19 protein-coding genes and 1 tRNA gene are annotated in these 22,643 nt (G+C 63.5%); 3 read left to right on the top strand and 17 right to left on the bottom strand.

The window, feature by feature from the left end:
* Window positions 1-2: 2 nt before the first annotated feature.
* On the bottom strand, window positions 3-2,894 hold the full coding sequence (uvrA, locus tag ATJ78_RS11520) for an excinuclease ABC subunit UvrA (RefSeq protein ID WP_098407895.1): 2,892 nt from the start codon (window positions 2,892-2,894) through the stop codon (window positions 3-5).
* Between the two features lie 79 nt (window positions 2,895-2,973).
* On the opposite strand from uvrA, the gene ATJ78_RS11515 reads away from it, so the two are divergent.
* On the top strand, window positions 2,974-3,612 hold the full coding sequence (locus ATJ78_RS11515; protein WP_098407891.1) for a protein-L-isoaspartate(D-aspartate) O-methyltransferase: 639 nt from the start codon (window positions 2,974-2,976) through the stop codon (window positions 3,610-3,612).
* 8 nt (window positions 3,613-3,620) lie between these two features.
* Here the strand turns inward: ATJ78_RS11515 and ATJ78_RS11510 are convergent, their stop codons facing one another.
* The 11 genes from ATJ78_RS11510 to polA form a co-directional block, all read right to left on the bottom strand.
* A complete protein-coding gene (locus ATJ78_RS11510) occupies window positions 3,621-4,148 on the bottom strand; it encodes a hypothetical protein (protein ID WP_098407887.1) in 528 nt (175 codons plus the stop codon).
* Window positions 4,145-5,452 carry a DUF58 domain-containing protein gene (locus ATJ78_RS11505; RefSeq protein ID WP_169923446.1) on the bottom strand — a complete coding sequence of 436 codons (1,308 nt, stop codon included), beginning with the start codon at window positions 5,450-5,452 and terminating at the stop codon, window positions 4,145-4,147. The genes ATJ78_RS11510 and ATJ78_RS11505 overlap by 4 nt, the downstream gene beginning before the upstream one ends.
* Window positions 5,449-6,426: an AAA family ATPase gene (locus ATJ78_RS11500; RefSeq protein ID WP_098407878.1), complete on the bottom strand. Its 978-nt coding sequence runs from the start codon at window positions 6,424-6,426 to the stop codon at window positions 5,449-5,451. Before ATJ78_RS11500 ends, ATJ78_RS11505 begins: the two co-directional genes overlap by 4 nt.
* The gene (locus ATJ78_RS11495; RefSeq protein ID WP_143741414.1) at window positions 6,423-6,896 is read right to left on the bottom strand and encodes a hypothetical protein; all 474 of its coding nucleotides are present in this window, start codon (window positions 6,894-6,896) and stop codon (window positions 6,423-6,425) included. Before ATJ78_RS11495 ends, ATJ78_RS11500 begins: the two co-directional genes overlap by 4 nt.
* Complete coding sequence (locus ATJ78_RS11490) at window positions 6,893-7,630, bottom strand: DUF4129 domain-containing protein (RefSeq protein WP_143741413.1); 738 nt, start codon at window positions 7,628-7,630, stop codon at window positions 6,893-6,895. Before ATJ78_RS11490 ends, ATJ78_RS11495 begins: the two co-directional genes overlap by 4 nt.
* Window positions 7,631-7,664: 34 nt before the next feature.
* Window positions 7,665-9,734 (bottom strand): excinuclease ABC subunit UvrB, encoded by a 2,070-nt coding sequence (gene uvrB, locus ATJ78_RS11485; protein ID WP_098407869.1) that lies wholly within the window; start codon window positions 9,732-9,734, stop codon window positions 7,665-7,667.
* A gap of 38 nt (window positions 9,735-9,772) precedes the next feature.
* On the bottom strand, window positions 9,773-10,378 hold the full coding sequence (gene coaE / locus ATJ78_RS11480) for a dephospho-CoA kinase (RefSeq protein ID WP_098407865.1): 606 nt from the start codon (window positions 10,376-10,378) through the stop codon (window positions 9,773-9,775).
* Between the two features lie 4 nt (window positions 10,379-10,382).
* The gene (locus ATJ78_RS11475) at window positions 10,383-11,045 is read right to left on the bottom strand and encodes a TetR/AcrR family transcriptional regulator (RefSeq protein ID WP_169923445.1); all 663 of its coding nucleotides are present in this window, start codon (window positions 11,043-11,045) and stop codon (window positions 10,383-10,385) included.
* A 147-nt stretch (window positions 11,046-11,192) separates the two neighbouring features.
* Window positions 11,193-12,635, bottom strand: a complete 1,443-nt coding sequence (gene rpsA, locus ATJ78_RS11470; protein WP_098407855.1) for a 30S ribosomal protein S1 — start codon at window positions 12,633-12,635, stop codon at window positions 11,193-11,195.
* 148 nt (window positions 12,636-12,783) lie between these two features.
* Window positions 12,784-14,463 carry a DUF885 domain-containing protein gene (locus ATJ78_RS11465; RefSeq protein WP_098407852.1) on the bottom strand — a complete coding sequence of 560 codons (1,680 nt, stop codon included), beginning with the start codon at window positions 14,461-14,463 and terminating at the stop codon, window positions 12,784-12,786.
* A 36-nt stretch (window positions 14,464-14,499) separates the two neighbouring features.
* Complete coding sequence (gene polA, locus ATJ78_RS11460; protein WP_098407848.1) at window positions 14,500-17,151, bottom strand: DNA polymerase I; 2,652 nt, start codon at window positions 17,149-17,151, stop codon at window positions 14,500-14,502.
* 60 nt (window positions 17,152-17,211) lie between these two features.
* Between polA and ATJ78_RS11455 the strand changes: the two genes are divergently transcribed.
* The gene (locus ATJ78_RS11455) at window positions 17,212-17,634 is read left to right on the top strand and encodes a hotdog fold thioesterase (protein WP_098409345.1); all 423 of its coding nucleotides are present in this window, start codon (window positions 17,212-17,214) and stop codon (window positions 17,632-17,634) included.
* A 49-nt stretch (window positions 17,635-17,683) separates the two neighbouring features.
* Here the strand turns inward: ATJ78_RS11455 and ATJ78_RS11450 are convergent, their stop codons facing one another.
* The 4 genes from ATJ78_RS11450 to ATJ78_RS11435 form a co-directional block, all read right to left on the bottom strand.
* Window positions 17,684-18,409 carry an amino acid ABC transporter ATP-binding protein gene (locus ATJ78_RS11450; protein WP_281253380.1) on the bottom strand — a complete coding sequence of 242 codons (726 nt, stop codon included), beginning with the start codon at window positions 18,407-18,409 and terminating at the stop codon, window positions 17,684-17,686.
* On the bottom strand, window positions 18,406-19,077 hold the full coding sequence (locus tag ATJ78_RS11445; RefSeq protein WP_098407843.1) for an amino acid ABC transporter permease: 672 nt from the start codon (window positions 19,075-19,077) through the stop codon (window positions 18,406-18,408). The genes ATJ78_RS11450 and ATJ78_RS11445 overlap by 4 nt, the downstream gene beginning before the upstream one ends.
* 86 nt (window positions 19,078-19,163) lie before the next feature.
* The gene (locus ATJ78_RS11440) at window positions 19,164-19,961 is read right to left on the bottom strand and encodes a transporter substrate-binding domain-containing protein (RefSeq protein ID WP_211288463.1); all 798 of its coding nucleotides are present in this window, start codon (window positions 19,959-19,961) and stop codon (window positions 19,164-19,166) included.
* Window positions 19,962-20,163: 202 nt separating this feature from the next.
* Entirely contained in the window at window positions 20,164-20,772 is a 609-nt protein-coding gene (locus ATJ78_RS11435; protein WP_098407840.1) for an ANTAR domain-containing response regulator, read from the bottom strand.
* 37 nt (window positions 20,773-20,809) lie between these two features.
* Here ATJ78_RS11435 and ATJ78_RS11430 point away from each other — a divergent pair.
* Window positions 20,810-20,892 (top strand) — tRNA-Leu (locus ATJ78_RS11430).
* A 223-nt stretch (window positions 20,893-21,115) separates the two neighbouring features.
* On the opposite strand, the gene pyk is transcribed toward ATJ78_RS11430, so the two are convergent.
* Window positions 21,116-22,570, bottom strand: coding sequence for a pyruvate kinase (gene pyk, locus ATJ78_RS11420; protein WP_098407833.1), 1,455 nt, complete (start codon window positions 22,568-22,570; stop codon window positions 21,116-21,118).
* Window positions 22,571-22,643 lie beyond the last annotated feature (73 nt).

Genomic DNA, 22,643 nt, shown 5'->3' with positions numbered 1-22,643 from the left:
GGTCAGCCCGCCTGGCGTGCGTCGCCGGCCTCGGCGTCGAAGATCTCTTTCAGGAACATCCCCGTGTAGCTCTCGGTCGACCGTGCCACCTGCTCCGGCGTGCCGGTTGCCACGATCTGACCACCGCCCGCGCCGCCCTCGGGCCCGAGGTCGACGATCCAGTCGGCCGACTTGATCACGTCGAGGTTGTGCTCGATCACGATGACCGTGTTCCCCTTGTCGACGAGGCTGCCGAGCACGAGAAGCAGCTTGCGCACGTCTTCGAAGTGCAGTCCCGTCGTTGGCTCGTCGAGCACATAGACGCTACGGCCATTCGAGCGGCGCTGCAGCTCGGTCGCGAGCTTGACGCGCTGCGCTTCACCGCCCGACAGAGTCGTCGCGCTCTGGCCGAGCCGGACATATCCGAGTCCGACGTCGACGAGTGTCTTGAGGTAGCGATGGATCGCCGTGATGGGCTCGAAGAAGTCAGCCGCCTCGACGATCGGCATGTCGAGAACCTCGGAGATGTTCTTGCCCTTGTAGTGCACCTGGAGCGTGTCGCGGTTGTAGCGAGCTCCCCCGCATACCTCGCATGCGACGTACACGTCGGGCAGAAAGTTCATCTCGATCTTGATCGTGCCGTCACCCGAGCACGCCTCGCAGCGCCCTCCCTTGACGTTGAAGCTGAAGCGACCGGGCAGGTAGCCACGGGCCTTCGCCTCGGGGGTTTCTGAGAAGAGCGTGCGGATGCGGTCGAAGACGCCCGTGTACGTGGCCGGGTTCGACCGCGGCGTGCGGCCGATGGGAGCCTGGTCGACATGCACGACCTTGTCGAGTTTGTCGAGTCCCGTCACTCGAGTGTGCTTGCCTGGCACTTTGCGCGCGCCGTTGAGTGTGTTAGCCATCACACGATAGAGGATGTCGTTGACGAGCGATGACTTGCCCGATCCGCTAACGCCCGTGACGGCGGTGAACAGACCGAGGGGGAAATCGACAGAGACAGTGCGCAGGTTGTTCGCCGACGCTCCGATGACCGAGATCATGCGGTCTGGAGCGACGGGGCGACGCTCGGCGGGCGTCTCGATCTGGCGTCGTCCGGCGAGATAGTCGGCGGTCATCGATCGCTTGTTCGCGAGCAGTTCTGACACCGTTCCCGAGTGCACGACTTTGCCGCCGCCCTCGCCCGCTCCCGGTCCGATGTCGACGACCCAGTCTGCCGTTCGAATGGTGTCTTCGTCGTGCTCGACCACGATGAGCGTGTTACCGAGGTCGCGCAGTGCGACGAGCGTCTCGATGAGCCGTCTGTTGTCGCGCTGGTGCAAGCCGATGCTCGGCTCGTCGAGAACGTACAGCACGCCGGTCAGTCCCGACCCGATCTGCGTTGCAAGTCGTATGCGCTGGGCTTCGCCTCCCGAGAGCGAGCCCGCGGAACGCGACAGCGTCAGGTAGTTGAGCCCGACTTGAATGAGGAAGTCGAGGCGCACCTTGATCTCGCGCAGCACTTGTGCGGCAATGCGAGCGTCTCGGTCGCTGAGCGTGAGCTCCTCCATGAACGACCGTGCGTCTGTGAGGCTGAGGTCGGCTACGTCTGCGATGCTCGCCCGGTTGACGAGCACCGCGAGAACCTCTGGCTTGAGTCGCTTTCCGTCGCACACGGGGCATGGAATCTCTCGGAGATACTCCGCCCATCGTGCCCGCTGCACATCGGTCTCGGCCTGCATATACTGACGCTCGATGTAGGGAATGACCCCCTCGAATCCCGAGGAATACGAGACCTCGCGCCCGAACCTATTGCGCCACTTCACACGGACCTTGAAGTCCTTTCCGCGCAGCACGGCCTCACGGACCGCTTTCGGGAGTCCTTCCCACGGGGTGTCGAGTGAGAAGTCGAGATCGTTGGAGAGACCGACGAGCAGCTTCTCGTAGTACTGGTAAAGCCCCTTGCCCTGGGTCGTCCAGGGGACGATGACGCCCTGATTGATGCTCAGCTGCTCGTCGCCGAGCAAGAGGTCGGCGTCGACGGACATGCGGGTGCCGAGTCCCGAGCACTCGGGGCAGGCACCGAACGGAGCGTTGAATGAGAAGGTGCGCGGCTCCACCTCTGCAAGATGAATGGGATGGTTGTTAGGGCACGAGAGCTTCTCGGAGAACGTGCGAATCGCGTCGTCGCCCTCTTCGTCGACAAAGCTGATCTGCACGACGCCGTCGGTGAGCCGCAGTGCCGTTTCGAGTGAGTCGGTGAGTCGCGTCAGAATCTCGGGGCCGGCGACGAGCCGGTCGACCACGACGGAGATGTCGTGCTTGTATGACTTCTTCAGCGTGGGCGGAGAGCTCAGCTGCACGGTCTCGCCATCGACGACGGCGCGAGCGTAGCCCGACGCGCTGAGTTCCGTGAAGAGATCGACGAACTCGCCCTTCTTCTGCGAGACGACGGGGCTCATCACCATGTAGCGCGTGCCCTCCTCGAGTGTCATGAGCTGGTCAGCGATCTGCTGCACGGTCTGCCGGCCGATAGGCTCGCCGCACTCAGGACAGTGGGGAACGCCGATGCGCGCCCACAGCAGCCTCATGTAGTCGTAGACCTCGGTGATCGTTCCCACGGTCGAGCGAGGGTTGCGGTTCGTCGACTTCTGGTCGATGGACACGGCGGGGCTGAGCCCCTCGATGAAGTCGACGTCTGGACGATCGACCTGCCCGAGAAACTGGCGTGCATACGCCGAGAGGGATTCGACGTACCGACGCTGTCCCTCGGCGAAGATCGTGTCGAAGGCGAGCGAAGACTTGCCCGATCCGGAAAGGCCGGTGAAGACAACGAGGGAGTCGCGCGGAATGTCGACGTCGACGTTGTCGAGGTTGTGAACACGGGCCCCGCTGACAGACAGCGTGGAGTTCGAGGAAGCTGGTGAAATCGTCACTCCCCTAGCCTAATCGTGGCCACCGACAGAGCACTCAGAAAGGGTTCACAGACGGCGACTGCGGGGGCACAATGGCGGCATGGGCACAAACTTTGAACGGGAGAGAGAGCGGATGCTGCGTGAGCACCTCGTGGCGCGCGACATCACAGACGAGCGTGTGCTCTCGGCGATGGCTGAGGTCCCCCGTGAGCGGTTCGTTCCCGAGCGGCTCGCCGCCAGCGCCTACGAAGACCATCCGCTTCCGCTCAGCGACGGGCAGACCATCTCGCAGCCCTACATTGTGGCGGCGACTCTGCAGGCCGCGGCGATCGATGAGCACGACGTGGTGCTCGACATCGGCACAGGATCGGGATACGCCGCTGCAGTCGCGTCGAAGATGGCCGCGAGCGTCGTGTCGATCGAGCGGATCGCCTCCCTGTCACAGCAGGCGGCGTCGGTCATCCGCGAGCTGGGATACGACAACATCGAGCTGCTCGTCGGGGACGGTGCTGAGGGAGCCCGCGACCGCGGGCCGTTCGACGCCATCGTCTGCGCGGCGGCAGTTGAGCAGATACCGTCCACCTGGAGTGAGCAGCTCACTCCAGGAGGACGGATCGTCGCGCCGGTCGGCGGACGTGCGGGGCAGCGGCTTCGCAGCATCCGTCGAGATGCCGATGGCGAGATCGTCGAGACCGACCTCGGTGGCGTCGTCTTCGTTCCCCTGATCAGCGAGAGCTGAGCGCGGCGCTATCGCGGGTTGCGCGCGAACGGCGCGATGAGGGCGGCGGTCAGCGCGATGAGCAGCAGGGCGGCGACGGGTGCGAGCCACGGGAGCGCGATGGAGGCGGATGCCGGCGAGACGACGGCCAGCACGATCACGAGAAGCGCCTGACACGGAAGCTGCACGACGGCGTAACGCCGGAGCACGCGAAGAAAGAGTCGCGCATCGATGCGTCCGCGCAGAGGGACGACGAGGGAGAGCGCGGCGAGAACGTGAAGCAGGTGGATGCCGGCGAGCAGCGTGTACGTGCGCCAATCCGCGGCCGATGGCTCGACCGACAGCTGGTAGAGCGCGAGTAGCACCGCCAGTCCCCACGCCGAATAGACGCGTGGGACAGCGGCCGCGGCAATGCTGAGAACGAGGGCGACGATGAGCCAGAACCTCGTCGGAATGATCATGACGGACAGGGTTACCGCCACAACCGCGACGCCGACGTGCACGACGCACGAGGGCAGGGCGCGAGGCACATGGGCGGCCGCTCCCGCGCGGCTCATCGAGAGCCCTCCCGCTCGCGAGCGAGCGCCGAGAACTGTGCGGCACGCGTCGGAAGCCCGGCAGCGTCCGCCCAGCGGACGACGCTCACACCCGTGGCCTGCAGCTCGCGCAAACGATCGTCTCGCTCCATCATGAGGATCGTGTGGGCGGTGGCCTGCTCGGGCGTGAGACCCCGGGTGATCGCGATCGGCAGGGTATCGATCGCGATGACGCGATGCCCCGCCGCGCGCCACATCGAGGCGAGCGACGCCGCCTCACTGTCGATGAATGTCGAGAGCACGTAGATCAGGGCTCCCGAGGCCACAAGGGGTGCTCGTCTACGCGTCCAGCCCACGCCGTTTGGCCGTGTCGCGGTGATTGTTGCAAGCAGACGCTCGCGGTGGCGGGCGCCCGAACCGCGGCGCACTTGACGGGTTCCGAGGGCAAGGTTCTGAAGGGCGACCTGGTCGCCCGCATCCGTGTACGCGACCGCGATTGACGCAGCGGCCTCTCGAGCAGCATCCATCGATGTGGTTCCGCTCTTGTGCGGCCTGCCGCTTGCCCATTCGGCAACGACCTCGCCGAGCTGGTCGCCGGTGTCCATGACGATCACGATGGTGGCGTCACTCTCGGCAAAAGTTCGCCGTACGTAAAGGTCACCGTCGCGCCGGGCAAGACGCGCCGTGGCCTTCCAGTCGATACGGCGGAGGCGGTCGCCGGGGGTGAACGGATGAATATCACGAAAGCTGCCGCCCTCCCCCGGACGCGTTGACTCATGCCCGCCCGTGAGGCCGTGCAGTCGATGGGGCAGGAGCACGTGCGGAAGCGTCACGATGTCGGGTCGGATGAGTTGTTCGGCGGTGTGGGGGGACGTGGGCTGTGAGATGAACGCACCGTCGGCGCTCGCGAATCGCATGGTGACCGTGAGGACATCGGACGGCCCTGAGTGCTGAACGGGCACCGAAACGGAGAGGCTGGCGTCTCGTCGGCAGTCGAGCACAGCCGCCGACCGGCGCGCGGCGCCCACCAGCATCCGCGTTTCAGCCATTGCGACGTGGGAGCTCGCCGTGACGTGCAGCGAGCCCGTGATGAGTCCGGCCTGCTCAGGCCCATACGCGGTCGTGATCGTGCTCGCTACCTGCATGTCCCGAGTAGGCCGATTCTGCCAGCACCATGCGACCCAGCTGAGCAGAGGAAGCGCGAGGCACGCCACGTCGGCCCGCGACGTGACAATCCCGGCTGCGAGCGTCACGACTCCCGCGATGAGAGCTCCTGCGATCGAGCCGCTCGCATGCCAGCCGACCACGTGACGCGACGTGCTCATTCGGTCGTCGCCCTGACGGTCGGCGGGCCGGCGACGGCGCCGAGCACTGCCGAGACGATGTGCTCCGGCTGCACGCCATTGGCCCATGCCTGCGGCGTGAGCGAGAGCCGATGCGCGAGGACGGGGATCGCCGTACGCTTGACGTCGTCGGGCGTGACGTAGTCTCGACCGGCCATCACCGCGACCGCTCTCGCAACGAGCATCAGTCCCTGCGAACCACGCGGAGACGCCCCGACCTGCACGGACTGGTCGGCTCGGGTCGCCGCGGCAAGGTCGACGCAGTACCGAGCGATGTCCGCGTCCACGTGCACCGATTCCACTCCCTCTTGCATGCGCATGAGCGTCTCGGCATCGACGACGGGAGCGACCCGGGCGTCATCGCGCCTTCGCTCCGCGCGCGCGAGCAGCATCCTCTGTTCGTCGTCTGCCGTGAGATACCCGACGCCGAGTCGCACCATGAACCGGTCGAGCTGAGCTTCGGGGAGGGCGTAGGTTCCCTCGAACTCAATCGGATTCGATGTCGCGATGACGTGAAACGGTCGAGGCAGGGTGAATTCCTGCCCCTCGACCGTCACGTGGCCCTCGGCCATCGCCTCGAGAAACGAGGATTGAGTCTTCGGCGTCGTGCGGTTGATCTCGTCTGCGAGAACGAGCCCCGCGAAAAGCGGTCCGGGACGGAACGCGAACTCGCCCGTCGACGGTGCATAGACGAACGATCCCGTGATGTCGGAGGGAAGCAGGTCTGGCGTGCATTGGATGCGGTGGAAGTCCAGCCCGAGCGCACTCGCGAGGCTGCGCGCGGCGAGCGTCTTGCCGAGTCCGGGAACGTCTTCGAACAGCACGTGCCCGCCGGCGAGGATCGTCGCGAGAGCGAGGTCGAGAGGGCCGCTCATACCAACGACGACCTCGCGAACGCGATCGAGCACCTCGCGGCTCAGCTCGGCGACGCGGCTTACGGACATCGACTCGGTCATGTGTTCTCCTTGCTCACGGGTGCGGACAGTCGCGAAAGCGCGGCATCGATCTCGCTTCGATCGGGACGACGAAGCGATGACGGAGCGACGACGCCGTAGGCGTGGTCGCCGATCAGGGCGATGATCGCTGGCGCATCGGCGGGATCGCTGAGATCGAGGCCATGCGCCTGGAGGCGGTGCGCGGCGATCGCGCGAACGCGTTTGAGTGCGGCGTCACCGACGCGGCCGTCTGTCGCGCGCAGAGACCACGCCAGGCGCACGATGTCGTGTCTCGCGCCCGTCACGCTCGTCGGCTCCGAGGGCTCCCAGGGCAGCGGATCGTTGTCAGCGCGGCACTCCCAGAGTAGAGCGATGACCGGAGGCAGCAATCCGAAGGTCACGGCGAATGGTGCGTCGAGGCCGATGAGCCAGAATCCAGCGCCGACAGCGACGCTGAGCACGAGCACTCCGATTACGCGGCCGACTCTCATGCCCAAGCCTTTTGAATGGCGAGAAGTGACGTGCGGGCTGTGCCAATATCGGATGCTGTCGCACGCCGGTCGCCGAAGCGAACATCCTGGTAGAGGTCCAGGAGCGTTCGAAGGTCGGCGGCGATGCTCTGGTCTCGGGCAAGCACGCGTACGGTGAATTCAGCCGGTGTCTCTGACGGGCGCAGATGGAATCCGGAATCCTCAGCAGATTGCTGCAGGCCGAGCCATGCCTCGATGACGGCATTCTGTGGATCCGCGTGTGTGTCGAGGACGCCGAGCGCCCGCTCGATGCCGCGCGCAAGCTCGGGTGCGATGTCGACGGACTCGGGCTGAGGGTGATCCGTCGGCTGCACGGGCAGCGCCGAGACTCCGGCGTGTGCGGGCTCGAGGCGTTTCCGGCGACGCGCAGCGCGCGCGATCAGGAAGGCCACGGTGACCAGCGCCGCGGCGACGAGGGCCCCGAGCGCGATCAGGATCGAGAGCGGATTGAGGAGACCGTTCGACCCAGGATCGGGATTCGGCGGTATGTCTGTGTCGGGCGCCGATCGTTCTGGCGATGACGTGATGGTCGACTCAACCCGAGGCACGATGAGCTCGAGTCTCGGCTTGCCGAAAAGCACCGGGCCCTGCACGGCAGTGATGAGGACGATCGCGACAGCGCACGCGACGACGACGGGGAGCAGCAAACGCCTTCTCATGCCGCTGTCATCGTCGTCGACGCGCGCGCGGTGCACCGCATTGCTCCACACTATCGTGTGGGGCGGTGAGTCAGATATGACCCGCCTTCTCCATGTTCCTCAGCTCCTTCTTGAGCTCGGAGACTTCATCGCGGAGGCGCGCTGCCAGTTCGAACTTGAGCTCCCCCGCGGCGGTCAACATCTGAGCATTCAGATCAGCGATGATCGCCTCGAGATCGTTCGCGCCTTCGGCTGCGAGTCCTTCGTGGTGCCGCAGCTGTGGTGTGGGCGACGACGTGCGCTCCACTCCCCGCGAGGCGAGAAGTCTCTCGGTGTCCGCTCCTTCACGGGCGAGGACATCGGTGATGTCGGCGATGCGCTTGCGCAGCGGCGTGGGGTCGATGCCGTTCTCCGTGTTGTAGGCGATCTGCTTCTCGCGGCGCCTGTTCGTCTCGTCAATGGCGAAACGCATGGAGTCGGTCATATTGTCTGCATACATATGCACTTGACCCGAGACGTTGCGCGCGGCGCGGCCGATCGTCTGGATGAGTGACGTCGACGAGCGGAGGAAGCCTTCTTTGTCAGCATCCAGGATCGCTACGAGCGAGACTTCGGGAAGATCGAGACCCTCACGCAGAAGGTTAATACCGACGAGAACATCGTACGTTCCGGCTCGAAGCTCGGTGAGCAGCTCGACACGCCGCAGCGTATCGACGTCGGAATGGAGGTATCGAACCCGCACACCCGCCTCGGTTAAGAAGTCAGTGAGCTCCTCAGCCATCTTCTTCGTCAGCGTTGTCACGAGCACACGCTCGTCGCGCTCTGCACGCGTGCGAATTTCTTCGAGAAGGTCGTCGATCTGGCCGTCGGACGGCTTGACGACGATTTCGGGGTCCACGAGCCCTGTCGGGCGAATAATCTGCTCGACGACGCCGTCTGCGACACCGAGTTCGTAGCGCCCTGGCGTTGCTGAGAGATAGACCGTCTGGCCGACGCGCGCCGAGAACTCATCCCAAGTGAGAGGCCTGTTGTCGAGCGCGCTCGGCAGTCGGAAACCGTGCTCCACGAGTGTGCGCTTGCGCGAGGCGTCGCCCTCGTACATGGCGCCGATTTGCGGAACCGTGACGTGCGACTCATCGATGACGACGAGGAAGTCGTCGGGAAAATAGTCCAGGAGGCAGTGCGGAGCTTCGCCGGCCTGACGTCCATCGATGTGCCGGGAGTAGTTCTCGATGCCCGAGCAGAATCCGATCTGCTCCATCATCTCGAGATCGAACGTCGTGCGCATGCGCAGCCGCTGCGCCTCGAGCAGCTTTCCCTGCTTCTCGAGTTCGGCAAGCCGCTCCTGCAGCTCGTCTTGGATGGTGCCGATCGCACGATGCATCGTCTCGGGGCTGGCCGCGTAATGCGTCGCCGGGAACAGCGAAACCGCGTCGAGAGTCTTGACGATGTCGCCGGTGAGCGGGTGAAGCGCATACAGCGCCTCGATCTCATCGCCGAACATCTCGATTCGAATGGCGAGCTCTTCGTAGACGGGGATGATCTCGATCGTGTCACCACGGACGCGAAAGTTTCCGCGCGAGAAATCAACGTCGTTTCGGTTGTACTGCATGCCGATGAACCGTCGAACGAGCTCATCGCGAGAGATGCGCTGCCCCGCGTGCAGCGCGACCATCGCTTCGAGGTATTCTTCGGCGGCACCCAGTCCGAAAATGCACGAGACCGTCGAGACAACGACGACATCGCGTCTGCTGAGAAGAGAGTTGGTTGTCGAGTGTCTAAGGCGCTCGACCTCTGCGTTGATCGACGAGTCCTTCTCGATGAACGTGTCCGTCTGCGGCACGTACGCTTCGGGCTGGTAATAGTCGTAGTACGAGACGAAGTACTCGACGGCGTTTTCAGGCATGAGCTCACGGAACTCGTTTGCAAGCTGCGCGGCGAGAGTCTTGTTGTGAGCGAGGATGAGCGTTGGACGCTGAACGGCTTCGACGAGCCATGCCGTCGTCGCGGACTTTCCGGTACCGGTCGCACCGAGCAGCACAACGTCGGTCTCTCCGGCATTGACCCGGCTCGCGAGCTCTGCGATCGCCGCTGGCTGATCGCCGCTCGGCTCGTATTCGCTGACGACCCTGAACGGATGAACGGAGCGTGTCGGTTCCATGCTCCGAGTCTAGGACCAGCCTCTGACGTTCGGCTGGGCTAGCTGTCGGTCTCGCTATTCAGCCGTCGCCAGAGCTCGTCGACGGCATCGCGAGTCGCCTCGAGCGACGTCGTCGTGTCGATGACGGCATCCGCAATACGACGACGCTCATCGTCAGGCGCCTGTGCCTCGACCCGGCGGGATGCCTCGTCTGGAGCCAGCCCGCGAATGTCGACGAGGCGCTGACGGCGCACTGCAGCGGAGGCGTCAGCGAGCACGACGAGGTCGAACTGACCGGCCATGCCGGTCTCGGCCAGCAGCGGAACGTCGTAGACGATGATCGCGTGAGGATCGGCGTCGGCCGCGTCACGAAATCGTTCCTGCGCCAGCTCGCGCACGGCAGGATGAACGATCGTATTGAGATCCTCGCGAGCAGCGGCGTCGCCGAAGACGATACGTCCGAGGGCGGCGCGGTTCAGCGAGCCGTCGAGGTGAACGATGTCTTCGCCGAAGCGCTCACGGATGCTGCGAAGAGCCTCCGTTCCGGGAGCAACGGCCTCACGCGCTAGTACGTCCGCGTCGACGATCACGGCTCCGCGATCACGAAGCATCGCGGCGACGGTCGATTTGCCAGAAGCGATCCCGCCGGTGAGGCCGACGAGCATTCCGTCAGCTCACCTCGTCGATGTACGTCGAAAGGTACTGCAGAGGCACAGATGCGGCCTCTGCGATGAGCGTTGGGTCCCCGTGGGGATCGGCGTCGAAAGCGACGCGCTGCATCGTCCGCGACAGCTCGATTGAAATGCCGACCTTGTCACGCCACTCCGGGCCCGAGGGCACGTCGTCGTATTGGCTCAGCAGCCCGACGACCGCGTCGATGTACGCGCCCGTTCGCTCCTGGTACTTGCTCTCGTTCGGGCCGTCGGGAAGGATGCGGTAGTGCGTCGCCTTGTATCCGGGAATCGTTCGGCGGGCGGTGCACGTGCTCTCGACGAGCGTCGTGAATGCCTCTTGCCATGTCTCCGCCGGGTGTTCTGCGAACGTGTCGAGCGCGATCTCGATGTACCGGGAGATCATGAAGTCGTACACGCCGAGCAGCAGGGCGATGCGATCGGGGAAGAAGCGGTAGACGGTCCCGATGGCCATGTCCGCGCGCTTGGCTACTTCAGCAGTCGTGACTCCGGCATGACCGGACTCGTCGATGATCTCACCGCAGGTGCGGAGGATCTTCTCCAGGCTCTGCCTGCTTCGGCTCTGTTGGGGGCTGTTGCGCAACAGCGAGGCATCCGCATACTCGATCGACAGGAACTCCGTCAACGAATCAACTTTCACTGCGCACCTTGAGCTTGTCGGAAGCCGAGGATGACTCGGCATGGAACAGTATGTGAAAACACTAGCAGGGAGAATTCCTCAGTCGGCGATTGGAAAAGCCGAGGGTCGACTCAGCACGTGCTGAGCCGACCCTCGGTGTGTCAGTGATTAGTTGGTGTTCGAAAGCTTCTCGCGAAGAGCCGCGAGCGAAGCGTCGTCGGCGAGGGTTCCCGCTGAGTTCGCGTCTCCCGCGTAGTTCGATGCTGCCGCGGGTGCCTCGACATCGGACTCGTCGGCGAGAGCGGCTGCGACCTGCTTCTTGTGAGCTTCCCAACGAGCCTGGGCTGCAGCGTAGTCCTGCTCCCACTTCTCGCGCTGGGTCTCGAAGCCTTCCTTCCACTCGTTGGTCTCGGGGTCGAAGCCCTCGGGGTACTTGTAGTTCCCCTCGTCGTCGTACTCCGTGGCCATGCCGTAGAGGGCGGGGTCGAACTCGGTGCCCTCGGGGTCGACGCCCTCGTTGGCCTGCTTGAGGCTCAGCGAGATGCGGCGACGCTCAAGATCGATGTCGATGATCTTGACGAAGACCTCCTGGCCGACGGAAACGACCTGGTCGGCGAGCTCGACGTGCTTCGAGCTGAGCTCCGAGATGTGCACGAGGCCCTCGATGCCGTCGGCAACGCGAACGAATGCGCCGAACGGAACGAGCTTCGTCACCTTGCCCGGAGTGATCTGTCCAATCGCGTGAGTGCGGGCGAACACCTGCCACGGGTCTTCCTGCGTCGCCTTGAGCGACAGCGAGACGCGCTCGCGGTCCAGGTCGACCTCGAGAATCTCGACGGTGACCTCCTGGCCCACCTCAACGACCTCCGAGGCGTGCTCGATGTGCTTCCAGCTGAGCTCGGAAACGTGAACGAGACCGTCCACTCCACCCAGGTCGACGAACGCACCGAAGTTGACGATCGACGAGACGATTCCCTTGCGGACCTGACCCTTGTGAAGGTTGTTCAGGAACGAGGTGCGGCTCTCGGACTGCGTCTGCTCGAGCAGAGCGCGGCGAGACAGAACCACGTTGTTGCGGTTCTTGTCGAGCTCGAGGATCTTCGCCTCGAGCTCCTGGCCGAGGTACGGCGTCAGGTCGCGCACGCGGCGAAGCTCGATGAGCGATGCGGGAAGGAAGCCGCGGAGGCCGATGTCGACGATCAGGCCGCCCTTGACGACCTCGATGACCTGTCCAGTCACGACGCCGTCGGATTCCTTGATCTTCTCGACGTCACCCCAGGCGCGCTCGTACTGAGCACGCTTCTTCGACAGGATGAGGCGACCCTCCTTGTCCTCCTTCTGGAGAACGAGCGCTTCAACGCTGTCGCCGACCTCGACGACCTCTGTCGGATCGACGTCGTGCTTGATGGAAAGTTCGCGGGAGGGGATAACACCCTCAGTCTTGTAGCCGACGTCGAGGAGGACCTCGTCGCGGTCGATCTTCACCACGGTGCCCTCGATGAGGTCACCGTCATTGAAGAACTTCAGTGTCTTTTCGACCGCTGCCAGGAAATCTTCAGCAGATCCGATGTCGTTGATGGCGACCTGCTTGGCGGTCGTTGCGGTTGTCATATAAGTAAATGCTCCAGGGTGGACATATGGTCGGGCCCGCGACGCGTGTTTGTCGTGCGCAGTGGGCAGGCGGATAGGACGTCACAAAAGTGACACTCTATCTTAGCGGGGTATGCACGCCCGAATCAAACGGCAGCTTTTCCCGCGGTCATCCCTGGGCGAGTGCGTCCTTCAGCGTGTCGAGTCCGACGCCTCCGAGCGCGAGAGCGCGCCGATGGAAGTCCTTGATGTCGAATGCGCCGTCGGCGCGCGCCGCGGCGTCGTCTCGAAGCTGTTCCCAGATGCGCTGGCCGACCTTGTACGACGGTGCCTGCCCGGGCCAGCCGAGATAGCGATTCACTTCAAAGCGGACGAAACCTTCGTTCATGTTCACGTTGCGGCTCATGAAGTCGAACGCGTAGTCCGCCGTCCACGCGCCCGACCCGTCAGGCAGCTGCTTCTCGAGATGCACGCCGATGTCGAGAACGACGCGCGCTGCGCGCATGCGCTGGCCGTCGAGCATCCCGAGCCGGTCAGCCGGGTCGTCGAGGTAGCCGAGCTGCTGCATGAGGCGCTCAGCGTACAGGGCCCATCCCTCAGCGTGCCCCGACGTTCCCGCGAGCAGGCGTCGCCACGAGTTGAGCGAGTCACGGTTGTACACCGCCTGCCCAATCTGCAGGTGATGCCCGGGTACCCCCTCGTGGTACACGGTCGTGAGCTCGCGCCATGTGTCGAATTCCGTGACCCCTTCGGGCACTGACCACCACATTCTTCCAGGTCGCGAGAAGTCGTCCGTCGGCCCCGTGTAGTAGATGCCGCCTTCTTGCGTCGGAGCGATCATGCACTCGATCGTCCTGATCTCGTCAGGGATGTCGAAGTGGGACTGCGCCAAATCAGCGACGGCCTTGTCGCTCGTCGCCTGCATCCATCTCTGCAGCGCGTCGGTGCCGTGGAGCTTACGGCTCTGGTCGCCGTCGAGGTGCGCGATTGCGTCGAGCACCGATGCCCCCGGCTTGATCTGACGCGCGATCGTCTCCTGCTCGTCGACCATGCGAGCAAGCTCGTCAATGCCCCACTCGTACGTTTCGTCGAGATCGATCTTCGCTCCGAGAAACTGCCGGGACGTCAGCTCGTACAAATCGCGGCCGATCGCGTCGCGCTCCGTCGCGACCGGCGCGAGCTCGTCGGTGAGAAATGCCGCGAGTCGCGCATATGCCTCGCTCGCGAATCGGGCGCGCTGCCGCAGATCTGCGGTGAGCGCGGCAGGCAGGTCCCCTGTTGTCGGGGCGGCAGTAGAGGCGAATGAGGTGAAGAATCCATCGGATGCTGCGACCTTGCGCGCTTGAGCGGCGACCTCACGAACCTGGCGCCGTGCCGGCGTGACGCCGCGCTCGATGCCCAGCTTCAGCGTGTCGAGGTAGCCGTCGATCGCCTCGGGAACGCGGCTGAGCCGCGCTGAGATCGTTGCCCAGTCTTCGACGGTCGCGGTCGGCATGAGGTCGAATGCTTCGCGAATCTCCTGGGTCGGCGACTCGATGACGTTGAGGTTGCGCAGCGGAAGCTCGGCGTCGAGCGTCTCAATCGACAGATCGAGTTCTCGACCAAGATCCGCCTTCGTCACAGCATCCACATCGTCCACGGGCAACTGCACGTCGAGTAACGCTCTCGCTGCCAGAAGAGCCTCGCGCTCTCGCTCGATTCCTGTCGGCGAGTAGTCGGCGAAGCGGTCGTTCGCCTCATTCCGGCCGATATACGTACCGATCGTGGGTTCCAAGTCGACGAGCGTGTCGACCCAGGATTCGGCGATCGCGTCGATCGCAGAGGGCATCCTCTTCTGTTGTGCAGTCATGTCTCGAGCGTATGGGCGCACGCGCTGTGCGTGCAATCAGTGCGCCGCGGCGTCCCAGTTCGGGCCGTACCCGACCTGGACGTCGAGGGGAACGCTGAGGTTTGCGGCGTCCCCCATGCGGGTGCGCACGATGCGCTCAAGCTCGTCGTGCTCGCCGTCGCTCACCTCGAAGACGAGTTCATCGTGCACCTGCATCAGCATGCGGCTCGTGAGCTCGGCCTCACGGATGTCGCTCTCGATGTTGATCATTGCGATCTTGATGATGTCGGCGGCGGAGCCCTGGATGGGTGCGTTGAGAGCAGCCCGCTCGGCATTCTGCCGCAGCGTGCGATTGGGGCTCTTGAGATCGGGAAACGGACGACGTCGGCCGAAGATCGTCGTCGTGTAGCCGTCGACCTTCGCCTGCTCGACGACGTTGCGCAGGTAGTCGCGCACGGCGCCGAAGCGTTCGAAGTAGTCAGACATGAGCTGCTTCGCCTCTTTGTTGTCGATGCGCAGCTGCCGTGACAGCCCGAAAGCGCTCAGCCCGTAGGCGAGGCCGTACGACATCGCCTTGACCTTTGCGCGCATCTCAGAGGTGACGTCGGCAGGCTCGACGCCGAAGATGCGGGCGCCCACGAACCGGTGAAGGTCCTCCCCCGTGCGAAACGCCTCGATGAGTCCCGGGTCCTCGGATAGATGGGCCATAATGCGCATCTCGATCTGGGAGTAGTCGGCCGTGAGCAGGCTGTCGTGGCTGTCGCCCACGCGGAAGGCCTCGCGAATGTGCCGCCCCGTCTGCGTGCGAACGGGAATATTCTGCAGATTGGGATCGGTCGACGAGATGCGTCCCGTTGAGGTCCCCGTCTGCACGTACGACGTGTGGATGCGACCGTCATCTGCGATTGCCTTCACGAGCGAGTCCACAATCTGGCGCAGCTTGGTTGCATCGCGATGCTCGAGAAGCAGACCGAGGAACGGATGCGGGTGCGAGGCCTGAAGATCGGCGAGGGACGCAGCATCCGTCGAATAGCCCGTTTTTGTCGCACGTGTTGTCGGCATCTCGAGCTGTTCGAACAGAACCTCTTGAATCTGCTTGGGAGATCCGAGGTTGATCTCGCGTCCGATTTCGGCGAACGCCCTCTGCGCCAGATCGCGAGCGGTCGCGCCGAGCGAGTCCGAGAGCTCATCAAGGTGCTGTCGGTCGACGGCCACTCCTCGGGCTTCGACGGTCGCGAGCACGTCGACGATCGGCATTTCGATGTCGCGGAGCACTCGAGTGGAGCCCTCGTCGAGGCGTTGGAGAAGCGGGTCGACGAGGCGGTGGGTGTACCAGGCAAGAGCGGCGGCCGACGAGGGCTCGATGGCGGGGACGAGCTGATTCGGATCTGCCTCGGGAAGTTTTTCGTCGAGGTAGCGCAGCACGAGGTCAGCAAGCGTCTTGTCTTGACCGCCCGGGCGCAGCAGCCATCCTGCAACGAACGTGTCGAATGCGAGGCCGTTGACGGTGAGCCCTGCGCTTCGCAGCGCCTTGAGCTGCTGCTTGCCGCTATGCATCACCTTCGGGGCGCTCGCGTCAGCGAGCCACGTCTCGAACGGAGCATAATCTGCGCGCTCCGGCTGCCATGCGAGAGCGACGGACTCGGTCGCGCTCGCGAGTCCAATGCCCGTGGGACGGCCGTCGGCGATTTCGACGGAGACGGCAATGCCGTGTTCGCTCGAGGTCGACTGGCGGCTCAACCACGCGGCGAGTTCTTCATCGAGGAGGTTCTGTGCCTCGGGAGCCGTGATCTCCGGCGCGGCAGGCTCAGCGTTCTCGACGCCCTCGAGCTTCATGACGCGATCGAGAAGCGTGCGGAACTCCAGCTTGGCGAAGACCTCGCGAACCGCCCCTTGATCGATCGGCTGCTTCTCGAGCGAGTCGAGCTCGCACGGGAGCTCGACATCGGTCACGAGACGATTGAGCCGGCGGTTGCGCACGGCGTTGTCTTTGTGCTCTCTGAAGCTCTCGCCGACCTTGCCCGTGATTTCGTCGGCGTGCGCGATGATCTCGTCGAGGCTGCCGAAGCGATGCAACCACTTGATCGCGGTCTTCTCCCCCACCTTGGGCACGCCGGGAAGGTTGTCGCTCGTCTCACCGACGAGCGCCGCGATCTCGGGGTACTGGTGCGGCTCGATGTCATAACGGTCTTTGACCTTCGCCGGGTCGTAGCGTGTGAGGTCGGAGACTCCCTGGCGCGATGGGTAGAGCAGAGTCACGTCATCGTTGACGAGCTGAATGGTGTCGCGGTCGCCCGAGACGACGAGCACGCGGTATCCGCTGTCTGTGCCGCGGACCGAGAGCGTCGCGAGAATGTCGTCTGCCTCGAAGTCCTCGATGGAGATCGTGGTGATGTTCATCGCCTTGAGGGCTTCTTGAAGAAGCGGAATCTGCCCGATGAACTCGGGAGGGGTCTCGCCTCGCGTGCCCTTGTACTCCGGGTACTCGCGCGTGCGGAATGAGTAGCGCGAGATGTCGAAGGCAACCGCGATATGTGTCGGCTTCTCGTTCTTCAGAAGATTGAGCAGCATCGCGATGAACCCGTGAATCGCGTTGGTGTGCTGCCCCTCGCTGTTCTGAAAGCTGTCGACGGGCAGCGCGTAGAACGCGCGAAACGCGAGCGAGTGGCCATCGATGACGAGCAGGGTAGGCTTTTCGTTGTCCGACACAGGTCCCAGCCTACAAGTCACCGACGACATCGGTGCGGGAACGAGAACGCGAAGGTGTTCATGAGCCAGACAGCATCCGACTCCCTCGAATACGTGCGCAAGCGCGGATTAGGCGCCCTTGCCGAGAAGATGGGCATCGAGATCACAGAGTTCAGCGTGGACCGCGCTGTCGCGACGATGCCCGTCGAGGGCAATACGCAGCCGGCGATGCTTCTGCATGGCGGCGCGTACGTCGTTCTCGGCGAATCGCTTGGTTCGATGTCGGCGAACCTCTATGCAGGCGAGGAACGTCTCGCCGTCGGCGTGGACATCAATGCAACGCACACGCGCGCGGCAACGTCGGGCACCGTCACGGGAGTGTGCACGCCGATTCACCTCGGGCGGAGCATGACCGTGCACCAGATCGAGATCTCCGATGAGCACGGTCGTCGATGCTCAACCGTGCGCATCACGAATCTGATCAAGGAACGCCCAGGCTCATAATGCCGAATGGCCCGACCGGAAGCCGGACGGGCCATTCGAAGCTGCTGCCTCAGAGAACCTTGTCGAGAAACGCCTTCGTGCGTTCGTTCTGAGGGGCGTCGAAGATCTGTTCTGGGGAGCCCTCTTCGACCACGTAGCCGTCGTCCATGAAGAGCACGCGGTCACCCATCTCACGCGCGAAGCCCATCTCGTGTGTGACCACGACCATCGTCATTCCCTCGAGGGCGAGTTGCTTCATGACGGAGAGAACCTCGCCCACGAGCTCGGGATCGAGCGCGCTCGTCGGCTCGTCGAAGAGCATCATCTTCGGTTCCATGGCGAGAGCGCGCGCAATGGCAACGCGCTGCTGCTGCCCGCCGGACAGCTGCGAGGGGTACGCGTCAGCCTTATCGCCGAGTCCGACCTTGTCGAGGAGCCGAAGCGCGCGTTCGCGTGCTGCTGAGGGCGAAAGCTTGCGTACCTTCAGCGGCGCGAGCGTGATGTTCTCGATGACGGACTTGTGCGGAAAGAGGTTGAACTGCTGAAAGACCATGCCGATCTCGGTACGGACAGCGTTGATGTCCGTGCTCTTGTCCGTGAGGCTCTGGCCGTCAATGACCACTTCGCCGCTCGTGATGTCTTCGAGCATGTTCAGGCAACGCAGGAGAGTGCTCTTTCCTGAGCCACTCGGGCCGATGATGCAGACAACCTCCTGAGGCTCAACATCGCAGTTGATCCCCTTGAGAACCTCGTTGTCTCCGAACTTCTTATGCAGATCCGCAACGTGAATGATCATGAGTATGTCAGCCTCTTCTCGGTGATGTTGAGCACCTTGGACAGCGTTATCGTGACGATGAGGTAGAAGACCGCAACGGTCGTGTAGATCTCAAGAGCGTTGAAGTGGCTCGCCACGACGAGTCGGCCCTGGAAGACCAGCTCGGGCACGAGAATCACGGACAACACAGAGGTGTCCTTGATGCTCACGATGAACTGATTGCCCAGCGGGGGAATCATGCGCTTGAAGGCTTGAGGCCAGACCACGTATTGCATCGTGTAGTGGTGGCTCATTCCCAAGGATCGACCGGCCTCCATCTGGCCCTTCTCGACCGACTGAACAGCGCCGCGAACCACTTCGGCGATGTAGGCACCGGAGTTCAGGCCGATGGAGATGATTCCGGCGATGAGCGGGGCAATGTTGAATCCGAGCAACATGGGCAGTGCGTAGAAGACCCAGATCGCCAGAATAAGGATCGGCACCCCGCGGAAGACTTCGACGTAGACGGTTGCTGCTCCGTAGAGGATCTTGTTTCGCGAGATTCTCCCGAGACCGAAGATCGCTCCGAGGACGAAGCCGATGAGCAAGCCGACGATCGAGACGAGGAGCGTGTAATACAGACCGACGAACAGCTGCGGAAGGAATTCCACGACGCCGAGCCAATCGAATGTAGCCGTATGAATAATCATGTGTGCCTCTCACAGGCAACGGGCACGGGGAAGCTCCCTGCGTGCCCGTTGCTGATCATGTGATGTTGTATTCCGACGTCGCTGGTCTACTCGCTCGGCGGGGCCTCACCAAACCACTTTTTGTAGATCTCGTCGTATGTGCCGTTCTCCTTGATGGTGGCAAGCGCCTCGTTGACGGCCTTGACGAGGTTCTCGTTGCCCTGAGCCATCGCGATGCCGTAATCCTGCGCTTCAAGCAGGTCGCCGACCATCTTGAGGCTGTCCTCGCCCTTCGTCTTGATGTAGTACGCCACGTTCGGAGCGTCGTAGAGAATCGCGTCTGACGTGCCGTTCTGCACGGCAAGGTACGCCTGGTCGAGCTGCTCGAAGGTCTGGGCCTTGGCGCCATCAATGTTGTTGTTGATGTAGTCGGCGCTCGTCGAGCCAAGTCGCGTCGCGATGTTCTTGCCCGCGAGGTCCTCAACGCTGGTGATGTCCTCGTTGTCAACAGGCACGCCAATTCGCAGACCTGACTTGTAGTACGGGTCAGAGAAGTCGACCTTCTCGGCACGCTCTGGCTTGATCGTGATGCCCGCGATCGCAATGTCAAACGTTCCAGTCTGGAGTCCTGGAATGATTCCATCGAAGTTCGTGGTCTTCAAGTCGACCTTGAAGCCGGCCTCATCTGCGATCGCATTGATCAGATCGATATCGAAGCCGACGTACTCGCCGCCTTCCTTGAACTCGAACGGCACGAACGACGTGTCGGTCGCGACGACGTAGGAATCTTCAAGCGGTGCGTCCTCGTCGGCGCCACCTCCGCTGGAACACGCCGTCAGGCCCGTCATCAACGCGAGCGAAGCAACCATCGCTCCGCCGGCAAGCAGTCTTCTCTTGTTTGTCACGTGTACCTTTCGTGAGGGAATGTCCTCGTTTGGGGGTCCGTGCTGAGTACGATACGGCGGGATTTCACAGCGTGTCAAAAGGACGCGCTGCCGTTACGCGAATGAGACGTCCCCCGCCATGGCGCGGATCGCACGCTACCGCACATGCGAAACGCCCGCGCAGCCGATACTGCACGGGCGTTCCGTAAACGTGTGACGACGCTCAGCTCTTCTTCGCGCTGAGCTGTTCGATGATGGCCTGAGCAACGTCGTGCATGGTCAGACGGCGGTCCATCGACGCCTTCTGGATCCAGCGGAAGGCTTCGGGCTCCGTGAGCCCCATCTTCTCGTTGAGCAGCCCCTTGGCACGGTCGACGAGCTTGCGGGTCTCGAAGCGCTCGACCATGTCGGCGACTTCTGCCTCGAGCGTGATGATCTGCTGGTGCCGGCTCAAAGCGATCTCAATTGCCGGCAGGAGGTCGTTCGGGGTGAACGGCTTGACGACGTACGCCAGAGCACCTGCCTCGGATGCACGTTCCACCAGGTCCTTCTGGCTGAACGCCGTCAGCAGCACGACGGGAGCGATCTGCGCCTTGCTGAGCCGTTCGGCGGCAGAGATTCCGTCGAGCTTCGGCATCTTCACGTCCATGACCACGAGGTCGGGCCGAAGTTCGGTCGCGAGGGCGACGGCCGTTTCACCGTCGCCAGCTTCTCCGACGACTTCGAATCCGTTGTCTCGAAGGATCTCGACGATGTCGAGTCGAATCAGCGATTCGTCCTCGGCGACGACGACGCGGCGGGGGGTGTTCGAGGTTGTCTCTTGCTCAGTCACCCTAGAATCCTACGATACGCTTGTCGAGGTTGTGTGAGCCGGTGTGGCGGAATGGCAGACGCGGAGCACTCAAAATGCTTTGCCTTCACGGGCGTGTGGGTTCGAGTCCCACCACCGGCACACCAGAAGACGTCGTCAGATCACCGTGCTCTGCGGCGTCTTTTCGCGCATCAGCGCGGTTTCGACGGACATCACGTGGAGCCGCCCTGCACGGCTCACGACGCCGCATTCCCGAGGGATCAGGTCAGAACGCGATCGCCGCTCGTTTCGCCCACGGCGTACCGCAGAACGCAAAAGGATGCCGGAGAGCGCTGTGCTCTCCGGCATCCTCGTGTCTGTCTGCCTACTGCTTGTGTCGCAGCGCGTACGCCGGTGCGACGCCCTGATGGACATCGCCCATCGTGTGCACGCGCACGTCGTTCGTCGACCCGGAGATTCCGGGAGGCGAACCAGAGATGACGACGACCTTCTCGCCCTCCTCGACCATTTGCTCGGCAAGGAGAATGTCGTCGACCTGCCCGAACATCTCGTCCGTGTGCGTGACGCTGTCGACCAGGAACGACTCGATGCCCCAGTTGAGCTGCATGCGCCGGCGAATCGCCTCGTTCGGCGTGAATCCGAGAACCGGGATCTTCGTGCGCAGTCGAGCCATGCGCCGCACGGAATCGCCTGACTCGGTGAAGACGCAGAGGTACCGCGCCTCGACGAAGTCGGCGACCTCGGATGCTGCGAGAGTCAGCGCGCCGCCCTGGGTGCGCGGCTTGCTGCCGAGCGGAGCGATGCGTTCGAGCCCGTGCTCCTCTGTCGCCGCGATGATGCGCGCCATCGTCTGCACCGTGATCTCGGGATACTCCCCCACGCTCGTCTCGCCGCTCAGCATGACGGCGTCGGCACCATCGAGGATGGCATTCGCGACGTCTGACGTCTCGGCGCGCGTTGGAACAGGACTCGAGATCATCGACTCCAGCATCTGCGTCGCAACGATCACCGGCTTCGCCATGCGACGGCACTGCTCGACCGCGCGCTTCTGCACAAGCGGAACAGCCTCAAGCGGAAGCTCGACGCCGAGGTCTCCGCGAGCCACCATGATGCCATCGAAGGCGTCGATGATCTCGTCCAGCGCGTCGACGGCCTGCGGCTTCTCGATCTTCGCGATGACGGGAAGCGTGATTCCCTCTTCATCCATGATCTCGTGCACGCGCTCGATGTCGGCGGCATTGCGTACGAACGAGAGGGCGATGAAGTCCGCGCCGAGGCTGAGACCCCAGCGCAGGTCTGCCTCGTCCTTCTCGGAGAGGGCGGGAACGTTGACGGCGACGCCGGGAAGGTTGATTCCCTTGTTGTTCGACACGGGGCCCGCGACGACGACCTTTGTCTTGACGCGCACGCCGTCGGTCTCGAGAACCTGCACGCGCACCTTGCCGTCGTCGATCAGCAGGAAGTCACCGGGAGACACGTCGTCGGGCAGGCCCTTGAACGTCGTGCTGCAGATGTTTTCGTCACCAGCCACGTCTTCCGTGGTGATGGTGAAGATGTCGCCCTCCTCAAGCTCGTGCGGCCCATCAGCGAAGGTGCCGAGACGAATCTTCGGACCTTGCAGGTCGACGAGAACGGCGATGGGGTGGCCGGCATCGGCCGCAGCTTTGCGCACGTTCGCATAGACGCCCTCGTGCACGTCGTAGCTGCCGTGGCTGAGGTTCATCCGGGCTACGTTCACGCCCGCGTCGATCAGCGCGCGGATCTTCTCGTAGCTGGATGTCGCCGGCCCGAGCGTTGCGACGATCTTTGCTCGTCTCATGTATGAGTTTCTCCATGTCCTGCGCAGGGGGAATGCGCTGGTTTTCCTAGAACAGCACCGCGCCCTCCCGGAA

This window comes from Paramicrobacterium agarici, assembly GCF_002563955.1.
GTDB classification, from domain to species: Bacteria; Actinomycetota; Actinomycetes; order Actinomycetales; family Microbacteriaceae; genus Paramicrobacterium; species Paramicrobacterium agarici.
The sequence above is the reverse complement of the archived record's forward strand: the minus strand, read 5'-3'. Positions and strand labels throughout refer to the sequence as shown.

Coding starts and splice junctions, on each gene's coding strand:
- ATJ78_RS11515 (WP_098407891.1), top strand. CDS start 2,974: ATGGGCACAAACTTTGAACGGGAGAGAGAGCGGATGCTGCGTGAGCAC.
- ATJ78_RS11510 (WP_098407887.1), bottom strand. CDS start 4,148: ATGAGCCGCGCGGGAGCGGCCGCCCATGTGCCTCGCGCCCTGCCCTCG.
- ATJ78_RS11505 (WP_169923446.1), bottom strand. CDS start 5,452: ATGAGCACGTCGCGTCACGTGGTCGGCTGGCATGCGAGCGGCTCGATC.
- ATJ78_RS11500 (WP_098407878.1), bottom strand. CDS start 6,426: ATGACCGAGTCGATGTCCGTAAGCCGCGTCGCCGAGCTGAGCCGCGAG.
- ATJ78_RS11495 (WP_143741414.1), bottom strand. CDS start 6,896: ATGAGAGTCGGCCGCGTAATCGGAGTGCTCGTGCTCAGCGTCGCTGTC.
- uvrB (WP_098407869.1), bottom strand. CDS start 9,734: ATGGAACCGACACGCTCCGTTCATCCGTTCAGGGTCGTCAGCGAATAC.
- coaE (WP_098407865.1), bottom strand. CDS start 10,378: ATGCTCGTCGGCCTCACCGGCGGGATCGCTTCTGGCAAATCGACCGTC.
- rpsA (WP_098407855.1), bottom strand. CDS start 12,635: ATGACAACCGCAACGACCGCCAAGCAGGTCGCCATCAACGACATCGGA.
- ATJ78_RS11465 (WP_098407852.1), bottom strand. CDS start 14,463: ATGACTGCACAACAGAAGAGGATGCCCTCTGCGATCGACGCGATCGCC.
- ATJ78_RS11455 (WP_098409345.1), top strand. CDS start 17,212: ATGAGCCAGACAGCATCCGACTCCCTCGAATACGTGCGCAAGCGCGGA.
- ATJ78_RS11450 (WP_281253380.1), bottom strand. CDS start 18,409: ATGATCATTCACGTTGCGGATCTGCATAAGAAGTTCGGAGACAACGAG.
- ATJ78_RS11445 (WP_098407843.1), bottom strand. CDS start 19,077: ATGATTATTCATACGGCTACATTCGATTGGCTCGGCGTCGTGGAATTC.
- pyk (WP_098407833.1), bottom strand. CDS start 22,570: ATGAGACGAGCAAAGATCGTCGCAACGCTCGGGCCGGCGACATCCAGC.